At 42.7% G+C, this 12,639-nt stretch carries 12 protein-coding genes and 1 riboswitch; of the genes, 9 read left to right on the forward strand and 3 right to left on the reverse strand.

Annotated elements, in window-relative coordinates:
* Nucleotides 1-11 precede the first annotated feature (11 nt).
* Nucleotides 12-551: an NADPH-dependent FMN reductase gene (ssuE, locus tag BCOA_RS25980; RefSeq protein ID WP_014096989.1), complete on the forward strand. Its 540-nt coding sequence runs from the start codon at nucleotides 12-14 to the stop codon at nucleotides 549-551.
* 88 nt (nucleotides 552-639) lie between these two features.
* Here ssuE and BCOA_RS25985 read toward each other — a convergent pair whose 3' ends face one another.
* Nucleotides 640-819, reverse strand: coding sequence for a YezD family protein (locus tag BCOA_RS25985; RefSeq protein ID WP_014096990.1), 180 nt, complete (start codon nucleotides 817-819; stop codon nucleotides 640-642).
* Nucleotides 820-934: 115 nt separating this feature from the next.
* Nucleotides 935-1,041: riboswitch (SAM riboswitch) on the reverse strand.
* Nucleotides 1,042-1,525: 484 nt separating this feature from the next.
* Between BCOA_RS25985 and BCOA_RS25990 the strand changes: the two genes are divergently transcribed.
* The 4 genes from BCOA_RS25990 (at nucleotide 1,526) to BCOA_RS26005 (ending at nucleotide 8,144) form a co-directional block, all read left to right on the forward strand.
* Entirely contained in the window at nucleotides 1,526-3,067 is a 1,542-nt protein-coding gene (locus tag BCOA_RS25990; RefSeq protein ID WP_014096991.1) for a bifunctional GNAT family N-acetyltransferase/carbon-nitrogen hydrolase family protein, read from the forward strand.
* A gap of 205 nt (nucleotides 3,068-3,272) precedes the next feature.
* Nucleotides 3,273-4,349, forward strand: a complete 1,077-nt coding sequence (locus BCOA_RS25995; protein WP_014096992.1) for a hypothetical protein — start codon at nucleotides 3,273-3,275, stop codon at nucleotides 4,347-4,349.
* Nucleotides 4,349-6,376 (forward strand): McrB family protein, encoded by a 2,028-nt coding sequence (locus tag BCOA_RS26000; RefSeq protein ID WP_014096993.1) that lies wholly within the window; start codon nucleotides 4,349-4,351, stop codon nucleotides 6,374-6,376. The genes BCOA_RS25995 and BCOA_RS26000 overlap by 1 nt, the downstream gene beginning before the upstream one ends.
* Nucleotides 6,360-8,144 carry a DUF2357 domain-containing protein gene (locus BCOA_RS26005; RefSeq protein WP_014096994.1) on the forward strand — a complete coding sequence of 595 codons (1,785 nt, stop codon included), beginning with the start codon at nucleotides 6,360-6,362 and terminating at the stop codon, nucleotides 8,142-8,144. Before BCOA_RS26000 ends, BCOA_RS26005 begins: the two co-directional genes overlap by 17 nt.
* A gap of 240 nt (nucleotides 8,145-8,384) precedes the next feature.
* Here BCOA_RS26005 and BCOA_RS26010 read toward each other — a convergent pair whose 3' ends face one another.
* A complete protein-coding gene (locus BCOA_RS26010; protein WP_014096995.1) occupies nucleotides 8,385-9,299 on the reverse strand; it encodes an AEC family transporter in 915 nt (304 codons plus the stop codon).
* 387 nt (nucleotides 9,300-9,686) lie between these two features.
* Entirely contained in the window at nucleotides 9,687-9,947 is a 261-nt protein-coding gene (locus tag BCOA_RS26015; RefSeq protein WP_014096996.1) for a hypothetical protein, read from the reverse strand.
* Nucleotides 9,948-10,332: 385 nt separating this feature from the next.
* On the opposite strand from BCOA_RS26015, the gene BCOA_RS26020 reads away from it, so the two are divergent.
* The 4 genes from BCOA_RS26020 (at nucleotide 10,333) to BCOA_RS26030 (ending at nucleotide 12,537) form a co-directional block, all read left to right on the forward strand.
* Complete coding sequence (locus BCOA_RS26020; RefSeq protein ID WP_258434448.1) at nucleotides 10,333-10,650, forward strand: hypothetical protein; 318 nt, start codon at nucleotides 10,333-10,335, stop codon at nucleotides 10,648-10,650.
* A 199-nt stretch (nucleotides 10,651-10,849) separates the two neighbouring features.
* Nucleotides 10,850-10,984: a hypothetical protein gene (locus BCOA_RS35335; protein WP_017552300.1), complete on the forward strand. Its 135-nt coding sequence runs from the start codon at nucleotides 10,850-10,852 to the stop codon at nucleotides 10,982-10,984.
* A 217-nt stretch (nucleotides 10,985-11,201) separates the two neighbouring features.
* Nucleotides 11,202-11,864 carry a TerC family protein gene (locus tag BCOA_RS26025; RefSeq protein ID WP_014096998.1) on the forward strand — a complete coding sequence of 221 codons (663 nt, stop codon included), beginning with the start codon at nucleotides 11,202-11,204 and terminating at the stop codon, nucleotides 11,862-11,864.
* A gap of 427 nt (nucleotides 11,865-12,291) precedes the next feature.
* Nucleotides 12,292-12,537, forward strand: coding sequence for an aldehyde dehydrogenase family protein (locus BCOA_RS26030; protein WP_014096999.1), 246 nt, complete (start codon nucleotides 12,292-12,294; stop codon nucleotides 12,535-12,537).
* The last annotated feature ends 102 nt before the right edge of the window (nucleotides 12,538-12,639 follow it).

Consider the following 12,639-nt stretch of genomic DNA (forward strand, 5'->3'; position numbering starts at 1 on the left):
GGGGGATTCATATGGCGGAAAAAGTGGTACTGCTGAACGGGAGCCCTTCTGCGTATACGAGATTAAATGGGATCCGTGATTATATCAGGGCCGGGTTAAGGGGGCACGGGTACGAACCGGAGCTCATCAATATTCGGGAACTTCCGGCCGGCGATTTAATGAATGCCCGGCAAAGCCCGCCCATCACCAGGGCATTAAGAAAAGTAGAAGAAGGCGATACGGTAATCATTTTGACACCGGTCTATAAAGCGTCTTATTCCGGATTGCTCAAGACATTTCTGGATCTTTTGCCGCAAAATGGCTTATCCGGCAAGCAGGTGCTGCCACTCGCCATGGGCGGTACATTCGGCCACTTGCTCGCGCTCGATTACGCCTTGAAACCGGTTTTGGCCTCACTCGGGACAACGTGCATAGAAAAAGGGGTGTTTATTCTCGACCAACAAGTGAAAAAAAGGGATGGACTCTATGAACTCGACCGGCAAGCAGCTGACCGCCTGAATGCTGCTTTAAAAACATTGTTTCCGCAAACTTCAATATCTTTGTACTCATAAACAAATCCGGCATTTGGACGATATCCAAATGCCGGCATTCGTGTCGTACGAAAAACGGGGAAAGCGATAACCGGAGTACCGGCGCCCGTCATCCCATCTTTTGGTTGGGAAGTGCCGCTTTTTTCTTTTCCAGTGCAAACCGGACTTTCTCGGTTGTTTCGATCTGTGTGATGTTCCCTTCATGGATCGAAATGACCACTGTTCCAAACTCCAGTTTTTGCAATGATTCCATAATGCGGGCGATTTTTGTTTCATCAATATGAGCCATTTTTCACTACCCCCAAAAATAAATTTCGTGTGTGCCTGGTGGTCCGGCCGGCAATTCGGATGATCCAAAAAAGAAAGGCCCCCTTCAAGAAAGTTAAGAAGAGGGCGCACTCCTTAACTTATCTTCCAAGCTTGACGCTTGCTGGAATTAGCACAGTATTCCCAAAAAGAATCTGTTGCTGAGGTTTCCTCGGGCCAGTCCCTCCCCCTCTCTTGATAAGTTGTATAGCAAGAAAATAATTTGTTAAAACTATGATAAATAATATTATTCCGATTTGTCAACTTATATTTTCAACATTTCGGTTTACTCGAAGGGCAGGTAAGTGAAAAAATGGGAAGACACTCCATCATCTCATTGTACACGGTGAAATGAACATCTAGAGAGAGGTATTCCAATTGCTGGATGATGAAAGGATACAGAGGGCTTGCTGAACGAATCCGATTCTGAGTTTGTACCTAATTTGTCTGCAGCTCTCTCAAGGGAAAATGGGCGATTTTTTCTTCTCCATATGTTGAATCGGCTTTCGAGTGCAAGCTTTTCCCTGGATTTGTTGTAAAATCCTTTTAATAGGTGCGGAAAGCTGTCAGCAGCCTTGCTAAATCTAGGAATATTACTGACTTAGCAAGCCCTACATAGAGTTTTTTTGAGCAAAACCGTTCCGGATAGGGTATGATAAAAAGAAAAAGTGTGTTAAGGGTGTGAGATTGTGCCAGAGACAGATGTATCCAAGTTTGAGAAGAAAATCGAGGTGCGGAACATCCGGTTCGAAGACATTGATGATATTATGGCATTGTCGAAAAAATGTTTTCCGGGGATGGAGCCGTGGAAACGCGAGCAGCTCGAGAGCCATATCCGGATTTTTCCGGAAGGGCAGTTTTGCGTGGAATACGAAGGGAAAGTTGTCGGTTCCTGCTCCAGCTTAATTGTCAATTTCGATGAATACGAGGATCAGCATACATGGGATACGATCACCGCGAACGGCTATATTACCAACCATAATCCGCACGGGCTCAACCTGTACGGCATTGAAGTGATGATCGACCCGGAATACCGGCGCATGAAGTTCGGGCATCGATTGTATGAGGCACGGAAAGAGCTTTGCCGGAAAATGAACCTTCAAAGCATCATCATTGGCGGCCGGATTCCGAATTACAGCAAATATAAAGACAAAATGACCCCGCGCGAATACGTGGAAGAGGTTGAGATGCACAATATATATGACCCGGTTCTTTCCTTCCAGCTGCTTGAAGGGTTCCAGATTATGCGGATCAACAGGCAGTATTTGCCGGATGATACAGCATCCGCTTCATTTGCAACGCTTATGGAATGGCATAACGTTGATTATTTGCCGAAGTCCCGCCGTGTCTATCATGCTTCGTTCCCGGTTAGGATTACAGCAATCCAATATATGATGAAAAAAATTGATTCCTTCGATGATTTTGTCAGACAGGTGGAATATTATGTCGATGTGGCAGCGGATTTCGGTTCTGATTTTGCCGTTTTTCCGGAAATTTTCACCACGCAGCTGATGTCCTACCTGGAGGAAAAGCGTCCTGACCAGGCAGTGCGCCGGCTTTCCGAGTACACAGACCAATATATTGAACTGTTTACAGAGCTTGCCGTGCGCTACAATGTCAACATTATCGGCGGGTCCCATTTTGTGGAAGAAGACGGGGGCATTTACAATGTCGCCTTTTTGTTCCGGCGCGACGGGACGATCGAAAGGCAGACCAAACTCCATATTACGCCAAATGAGCGGAAATGGTGGGGGATCGCGGAAGGAAACGAACTCAATGTATTTGATACGGATTGCGGGAAAATTGCGATTCTGATTTGCTATGATATCGAGTTTCCGGAGCTGGCCCGTGTCGCTGTCGACTACGGCGCGAACATTATTTTTGTCCCGTTTTGCACGGACGACCGCCAAGCCTATTTGCGCGTCCGCTACTGTGCGCAGGCGCGGGCCATTGAAAACCAGGTGTACACCTGTATTGCGGGAACAGTCGGAAACCTGACCCACGTGGAAAACATGGATATCCAGTATGCCCAGTCCGGCATTTTTTCCCCCTCCGATTTTGGTTTTGCCCGCGACGGCATTGTCGGGGAATGCGATCCCAATGTCGATACCGTCGTTGTCGGCGATGTCGATCTTGAGAAACTGCGCCGCAACCGCAACAGCGGCTCCGTCCGGCAACTGGCCGACCGGAGAAGAGATTTGTATCAGATTAAAATCAACAGCAAATCATAATAAGGGAAGCGAAAAAGGTGCTTAAGGGATAAGCACCTTTTTCATTTAAAAAAAGCTAGACCGAAGAAAAGAGAATATAATGGATGAATCAGATCAGTTTGATTGCGCTGGATTACAGAGGACAGAAAAAAAGACTGTTAAAAGCATTTCTATCGGTATCACTATAAAGTAAAATGATAAGTAAATGGAATCGGGAGGGGAAAAGATGGAGAAAGAAATATGGAAGAAAATATTTAGTACCATTCCAGATGATGAACTAGCAAATTTAATCAGGATTTGGAAAATAAGTATAAGAGGCTTTCGGCATATCACTAGTAAAGATATTACGAGAATAAGGGCATTGGTGACCAGGGAGTGTCTGAAGGAGAGTAACTTAAAAAAGATTCAGGACTTTTATAAGATAGTAGCAGCAAAAGACGAAGACGATGTAAGAGATAAAACAGTACATGAATTATTCAAGTTGTATCAGGACGGAAAAACTTTGCATTTGATTCTCGGAGCGCTCTACTCCAGTCCTGAGGACCGTCATCATGAACGGGCGAAACAATTCGAGGAGCTGGTTTGCAAGAAAAATGGTCTCTCCAGTTTGGACGAACTAAGAGTTTTAACTGAAAAAACAGAACCACCAAAGCAAGAAGATGAACATGATTCAGCACATTGGCAGAAAAAGTGGCAAAAATCACAGAAAAAAAATCAGGAATTACAGAAAAGTATTAAGAAGTGTGAATTGCTCCTGTCCCACTTAAAAAAAGACTGGAAGGCAGAGAAACAATCATGGAAAAAGGAAAAAGAACAACTTCAGCAAGAATTGGGAAACGAAAGAACACAGAAGAATAGGCTCAATGAGTGGAAAAAAACATCTGAGGCGGAAATGCAGCGGTTAAAAGATGAGATTCAGAAACTCAAATTGGAAATTTCACACTTAAACGCGTTGCTGTTGAACACGAATAAAGAAGTGGCTGCCGCAGTCCAAACGGATGAGTGGGTTGAATCTAAACCGTCTGAAAGTACAGCGGCTGCCCGGCAAATTTATATTATAGGAGATCCGAAAAATAAGTTGATTGATGAGTCCGAAAATCCATTATTTCATACGATTGAGGCAAATAAGTTCAAAGAGGCAGTACAAACCGGGGAGCTGGAGGATGCAGACGAAATTTGGATGATGGCCTACCTTGTTCCGCCATGGCTCAAAAAGAAGATAAAAAATGTTTATACACAAAAAGTAAGAGAGTTTAAAGATTTTCCATCCGTCAAGAAATACATTGAAAGAGGGATTAAATAATGGGAGTAAAAGTATGGGGAAATGACATGATTGGTGTATTGGCAGAATCGGATCCTTTCGATTTATCGAACCGAGACACCATCATCATCAATAAACAGGATTGCCTTCAATTCTTTATTAAAATTATTTCACAACCTGCAGCAAGTTTTCCAAATGTGAAAACGGTAACCGGATTTTATTCCGATTTGGAAAGATGGGGTTTTGAGGATGATTATCGCCTAACTGACTTTGAACGGAAAGACCGGTTAAGAGAATGGCTGGAAGACCGTTTGTTTGTGTTTAAGGTAGAAAAAAGATTGCGTTATAATCACGAAGAAGTATTTAATGCAATCGATGTCCGGATCATTCCGAAATTGCCGAGTTTCCACACTAACCTGCGGTTAATTCCTGTTCCGGTTTTCAACAAGGAAGCGCATCACATAGAAAAAGACGAGTTTTTATTCAGATTATACAACAAAAAATTCGTTGGAAAAGTGGAAAATTTGTCTCATGAGCCAGATGACACGCCTTCATTGGTGATGTGGCGAGAAGAAGACGAAGAAGATGACCATTTTTCGGTTTTTGGTCAAATTGACCACCACCAGCACGCGCATGGCGGTTTTAACTTTGAAATCCAAGGCGAATTAAAAGAAGTTGGGCTGACACCTGAATGGATTGAAGAATGCTATTTTAGTGATGAGATTCCAAACATTGTCTTTGTTCCGCTTGAACTTTACACAAAACTGACCACCCTTGTGGAGCAGGCTGTCCCGTTAAACCTGGAAAAGTTAGAAAAAGAGGAAGCAAATCCGGCAATTGAACAGACCAACAAAGTGCAGGAGGATCCCAAAAAAATACCTAATGTGCAAATGCAAGCTGAAGCAGCAGCAACTCTACAGGTAGAAGGGATTCAAACACCGGATCCGGATTTAACACCTTATAATGCCAAAGAAAATAAATTTTTGGACAACCTGTTTACCACGACGAGGGATTTTGGGTTTGTATATGAGAAAAAAGACTTGATCAATTTTCATACGTGCATGAAGTCCTCCTCCCTTGTCATTCTTTCGGGAATGAGTGGCACCGGCAAAACGAAATTGGTGGAACTTTACAGCCATGCGCTGGGATTAAAAGGGATTCAATATACGCTCATACCGGTGAGCCCTTCATGGACGTCAGATTCAGATCTAATTGGTTATGCGGATACCCTCCATATGGTGTACCGTCCGGGGGATTCAGGATTGATCAATGCCTTAAGAAAAGCAGAAGATGAAAAGGATAAATTGTTTATTATTTGTTTTGATGAAATGAACCTGGCTCGTGTTGAACATTATTTTTCACAGTTTCTTTCTATTCTGGAAATGGATCATGGAAAAAGAGAGCTGCGGTTGTATAATGACGATTTGGAAAGCCGACTCTATAATTCCGCTCAGTATCCGCCAACGATTGCGATACGTGAAAATGTATTATTTGTCGGCACAGTGAATGTGGATGAATCGACGTATCACTTTTCAGATAAAGTACTGGACCGGGCGAATGTGCTGTCGCTCGAAATTATGCCTTTCGAACATATGAAAAAGCTGCCGGAAAGGAAAAAAATCTTTGCGCTTGGTACAGAAGAAGTAGATTTTGAGACGTATACATCATTTAAAGCGGATAGACGAAATGTAGCCCTTATGGATGAAGAACTGAAATTCCTTTGGAAGGTTCACCAGGCGTTACACGACGCAAATAAACAAATCGGAGTCGGCCCGCGGATTGTAAAGCAAATAGATGCGTATTTGGCCAATTTGCCTGTCCAGGATGTGCTTACGAGAGAGCAGGCATTTGATCTTCAAATGGTGCAGCGGATTCTCACGAAACTCAGGGGTTCCGAGGATCAGCTTCGTGAGCTTGCGGGAGTTTATGATAAGGAAACAGGGGAAGTAAACGGCAGTATACTATTAAATCTGTTTGATCAACATCAACAAGTCTCTGACTTCGAAAAGAGCCGTGAAATTGTGAAACAAAAAGCGAAAGAGTTGAAATTAAATGGATACACAATCTAATACAGGCTTCTCGGTTGTATTTACACATATATACCAGGATGGAACACGGGAAGAGAAAGTGCTCACTCCCTTTGTAGAGAACCTCTATGAGTGGGATGAAGGCAAACACGGCTATTTAATTTTACGGGAATATATCCCTCTGGAGTTATCTTTTACTAGCACGGACGATGGTGCGAAGTGTTATATGGATGGCTTTGATATCCTGCTAAATGCAGGATTGCCGGTAGACGGGGAAGGAAAGCCTTACCTCGCAGCCGGCCAGCAAGTGACACTATTTAAGTATCACTCAAATGAAGAATATTATCCTTACATTCCGGGTATATACTGTGTAACCATACATACCAGAGGAAAAAAATACTATTCGCTCGTAAAAGTCATTTCAAATAGGCTGACAGAAGACCAGTTGAGTACAATGAGGAAAGAAGTAGAAGACCAGTTAAGAGGCTTGGCGCTCGATGTCGTCCGGAAACAGCATGTAAACATGAAGTTTGAAAACATGCCGATTGATCCGAATTTGTTCCGGCAATTTAATACGCTGAACAGTTACTTTTCAGATGTATCCGCCATTGTATCTGATCTTGCAAAGAGGGTGCGGTATACTTTAAAAAAGGAATATCGGCTTCAGCCAATTGAGCGGCCGTCCCAAATCGACGAAGTTTCCATCCGTTATCGTTTAAAGCATCCGGAATCAGCGGATGAACTATTGTCATTGAAAAAAAGAATCAATTATGACCTGCCTGAAAACAGGATGCTCAAAATGATCATCGAAAAATGGGTCAAACTGTTGGACCATTTTATCGCTGCACTCGACACCTGCATCGGGCAGCTGGAAAACAACACGAACAGTGCATTTTCATCCTATACGCCTTATGAAAAAAGAAAATTGTTTTTAAAAGAGCTGGGACAGTACCGTGATAGAGCTGCACAAATGAAGGGCGCCCTAAATGTATTGAAGACGTGCCATTGGTATCATGAAATTGCAAATCAGCATCCTCTTTCGACACCTAATAAAATGCTTGAAGATATTCGATACAGGAAAATATGGCAGGTTAGCCGGATCTTGGACTCTGAAGAAGTGAATGTTTCCCTGCATCCGGCTTGGCGGTATCAATGGAAAAGAACAGACCAATTATATGAGATATGGGGCTACCTGCAAGTTCTCTCCCATTTCTGCGGAAGCACATATGACTTTGAAAAAAGATCCGGTTGGATTTTCGAACCTGACGGATGGAATTCTGGCAATTTGTTTGTAATTCCGACAATCCCTAAAGGTACCACTGTTTCATTATTAAGAGGGGATCTCCGGCTGCAAATTGTATACGACGGGAAAATTCCAAGTGATATGGAAAAAACAGATCCTGCTGATTTTCCGGTCTATACGACGAGTACCAATAATAACCCCGATATCAGAGTAGATGTATTTATTGGGGGCATTTTTATCGGTGCGATTTTAATGGACTTAAAGTATCGAAAGAAAACAGCACTTAGTGATACAATGAAACAATTGATCAGTTATGCGGATAATGTGAGGTCACCGTATATTTATCGAAAAAAACGCTGGCAAAGAATACGCCCGGTGCATCAAGTGCTGGTGTTTTACCCAGAAAAAGGAGGAGCGGGTGAAGCTGAGCCGTTAAGCGAGAAAAGCATTAGCCTGATACCGTTGACGCCAGCGACAGACCAGAAAGTATTTGTAGAAACCATAAGATCATTAATTGAGGACATGATTCTGGCGGCAGAGGATGAAGGAATTGTGTTGTTAGACTAAGCTGTTTTTCAGGAAACAGCAGCTAATCATCATTAGAGTATGGCCAGCCCGGAAAATCTTTTTCCGGGCTGGTTGTTTAGTGCGCTGTGATGGTGATTCGAAGAGCAAGGTATATAAGTTTTCTGGATTATTATTTGTCTGTACGGTTTTAAACTTTAGAACCGCCGTGTACGGAACCGTACGCACGGTGGTGTGAGAGGTCGGCTAATCAAATAATGATTAGCCTCCTACTCGATTGATTCAGGCGATCTTCAGTACGGCCATCAGACTGGTCATCAGTACAATGCTGATCAAAATGGACAAAGAGTTCAACGTGCTGGACATGGCGACATTGCCGCCGCATTTCTGGGTAAATGCCGTGCAGACGGCGGAAATCGGCGCAAACGCGATAATCACGAGCACGAGCCGGACCTCAAGCGGCAGCGGTAGCAAGAAATAAAAGAATACTGCAAACAGGATGGCCATTCCGTAACGGATGATGACGGCTTTTAAGATGCTTGCAACTTGGCTTTTTTCGAGCCGGAGTTCGAAACCGATCCCGATCATCAGCATGGCCAGAAAGCCGTTTGCCTGCCCGACGATTCCGGTAAATGCAGTCACGCCTGCCGGCAATGTAATATGCAAAAGCGACAGCACGAGCATGATCAGATAGGTATCCATCGGTATAGATGAAAACATTTTTTTCAGGTAAGATGCCGCATTTGTTCTTTCATTGTTGGCAACGGCGGAAGCGATCGAATAGGTGCCGCCCGTGCATAAAACCGAATTGCCGGCATCGAACAGGCAGGTTGCCACTACGCCAACGGGCCCCAGGAAATTTTGTACATAGGGGAGTGTAAAACAGCCAATATTATAACCGGAATAATTGATCATGTTAAAGGCTTTTTCCGTATGGGTACGGCGCCAGGAAACGATATAGCCGGTTGCAATCATTACCAGATTGCAAATGACGCCGATTGCGACAAGCATCAGCAGCGAAGTTTCTAAAGAGAGCTTTTCAAAATTTGTAATCACGGCGCATGGCAATGTAATATTCAAAACCATGCGGGAAACCAGCTGAAAATCATTCGGCTTAAAAAATCCGACCCGCTTCAAAATGTAGCCGAGCACAATGATCAAAATAAACGAAGCGGCTTTTGTCAACACAACACCCACATTTTTCCCAGCTTTCTTTTTGATCTAATTTCATTAAAAAACAATGAGAAAGAAACGGCAAGGAAAATTTTTGGCAACAACTTTTTTCAGGTAGTGTGCCGGTTCTTTTTTCTTCCCTTTAAAATAAGGATGGAAAAAGACTCTTGGATATAAGGCATGGGAGCGGGTGATTGAAAAGGATTTGTAAATTCAATTTGTGAAAAACCATACAAAGTATTGATCTCGCATGGCCATTGTAATCCCGGCAACGCATATAAAAAGTCCTCTTTGGCGATGTGAAGGATCTCGAATCGGGGATCTGGACCAAACCAAGAGGACCATTTTTTGAGAATCTTTTTGTAAGAAGAGGGACTTGCGGCTATTCATGTGAGCAGAAAAACGGGAAATTTACTTTTTCAAGAATTCAACATCTGCCCTTGTGTCAAGCAAATCACGATTGAGGACATCCAGTTTTTTGTCAATTTTTCTGACCAGTTCTTTAATTTCTTTTTGGCCTTCTTCTAAAGCCGCCGTTCTCGTTTCCAGCGCCTCCATTCTGCTTTCCAGCGCACTCATCCGTTCGGACAGATTTTTTTCCATGGATTTGATTTGGTCCGACAGTTCACGGATGGCCTGCAAAATCACATTCTGGTCAATTCCTTTATCCACTTTTTCACCTCCCTCATACGACAAATTATACGATATTTTTTGCCATGGGTCTATGGAAAACAAATGCCTGGAAAAATTGGCTTCAGGCTGCTCATATGAATCGTACGCCGGTATTGAAGAGGGTATATTAAATTTAGGATGAGAGATCCTGATCATTTATTTCTTCACAAATGAGATCACATATGGTAAAAGCATGGAGGCAAGGACAGGAAATGGTTTTACATCCTGTCTAAAAAGTCATTAACGGAAATGATGAATTAGCTGGAATCTATGCAGGAAATAAATGTATTAAAACTAAAAGGTGATTAAAATGATAAAGTCTGGATTATACACAAAATATAATGGGATCGAATATAAGGTAACAAGCGATATGGATGGCCGCGTTATGATTTACACAGAAGATAAAAGTAAGGTTGATTCTACGTTTTACGATCTGACGGGACATGGCATATACAAGAAAAAAGTTAACCCTAAAGAACTTGTTAACTGCGAAAGTATTACCACATATGGAGTCATAGAAGGAGAAAAAGTTCAAATCCTTCAAGAAAAAGACGACCAGTTTCAGGTAGGTACGGGCTCTTTGTTCATTGGTGAAAAACTGCAACTGAAAAGAGTAGAAAGGGATTCCTGGATCGGCTGGATTTCTAAAAGTAGGGTAAAGATAATAGAAGAAAGGCGTCCAGTAAACCCGGAAAAATTATAAAAACTTTATATCGAGAGACTAACCGGTATTTTAGTGAATTAAAGCATTAAAAAATAAAGTTTTATTAAGTGAAAGAAAAAATCAGCTTCAAACCCGAAACAAAAATCAGCGGTTAAGATAAAGCTGATGACGAAAATGAAAATGAAGAACTGGAAATTAATGCCTTTTTTGTGATGTATCCCCGAATGAAGGTCAAGTTGTGATTAAAAATGAGGCGGGGAAATGGACGGTTTTTACTTATAATGAGAGAACTTCAAAAGCCGGCGAGAAAATGTATAATAACGAAAGCGATGCTCTAGAAGAATTTATAAAAAGATTAAGAGAAGATAAATGAGTAAGGAAATACTGTGTAAGGTCTATCCAAATAGCACCACGCCTCTGCTCAAATTATAACTTATTTAAAGGTACTGGATCATATCTGCTCAGTGATTCTGCATGATCGCTACGTCTTTTTTTGCTTTTGTCCAAATATATTAATAGAGGGACCGGTGTGCTATGCTGTTTTTTCCGTTCCTGAAATGGATTGGCAAAGGCAGGGGTGACGTGTTTTTGTGATTTTAAAAATTTTTTTGCTCAACCTGATTAGTGATCTGGATAATCTTCTTATTATTACAACGGTGGTTCGAAAGTATGGCTACGAGCCAAAACAGCTGTTTTTTAATATCGTTGTATGTCTAACGGTCAGCCGTACGATTTATGTTGCGATGATTCAGTATTTAACAGGGATCCCGGGATTTCGAGTGCTCGCGGGCATGATTCTCCTCTACATCGCTTTCCGTTTTGTGAGCTCCATCCAGCCTGATTCCGAGGCAAGGCCCGTTCCAAGCATCCCGGCCGCCAAAATGCTATTGATTGTGCTTGCGGCTGATATGCTTGTCTGTATGGACAGCGTTTTGATCACGTCCGGCATCTCCACCAATTTGCTGTCCACGATGGCTGGCATGGCCTTAAGCTTAACGACCGTACTCGCTTTCTTCGAGTTTTTTTCTGAAATACTGGACAAAATTTCATGGGTGCAGATTGTTGCCGGCGGTTTGATTACACATGTTGCAATCACCGGCATCTTTAAAGATCCGATGATGAAATACCCTGTGAGCTTACTGGAAAAAGTTTGGGGATTTCAATTGCACGAATGGATCAATTTCATTGCGCTGGATACCGCCATCTTTCTGATATTAATCGGGTTCATGATTAAGGCAAGAAATAGGGCCTGATTAGTTTTCCGAAAGCGGGCCAGCTGCCGGGATGCACGAACGTCCGGACCGGCAGCAAACAGCCCGGTGCGTTTGCAGCTATATACTGGATTGGAGTCCCGTAAGCCGGGCAAATCTTAGAGTCTCATATAACAATGAAAAGTCCCCTGGTTCGTGGGAAAGATTCCGCTCACGAACCGGGGGCTTGTTTCGTTGCGGGGATTTTTTGCAAATAAGCTTCCTTGTGGTGTTTTCCTTGGGAAGTTCGTTCGAAATAGTAACAATTTTACAAAACGTAAAGGATTCTGCTGAATGATTTGATATTTTGGCTAATGCATTACGGATCAAAACAAGCTAATATGAATTTATACAAATTAGAAAATTCATTAAAATGGACAATCGGAATGGTTGATAACTTTCCTTCCACACTTTTCAGGATGAGCAGGAAGTGATTGAAAAAGCGAATCGTACGCGATACGGCCTTGCTGCTTACTGCTATACAAACGACCTGGGCAGAGGGCTTCGCATGATGAACGAACTGGAATACGGTATTGTTGGAATCAATGATGTCGCTCCCGTAACCGTTCAGGGTCCTTTTGGGGGATATAAGGAAAGCGGCATTGGCCGGGAAGGAGGGAAGTCCGGCATCCTCGAATACTTGGAAGAAAAGTATGTTTCCATCCGGATGATGTAAAGGGAGGGATCAAATTACCACAAAAATAAAACGCTTACAATACGCTGCTGGAAGATGATGGCCGTAGCAAATGAATGGGATTGTCCCACAATTTACCATAAA

Source organism: Heyndrickxia coagulans 36D1 (assembly GCF_000169195.2).
Classification (GTDB): Bacteria; Bacillota; Bacilli; order Bacillales; family Bacillaceae_C; genus Weizmannia; species Weizmannia faecalis.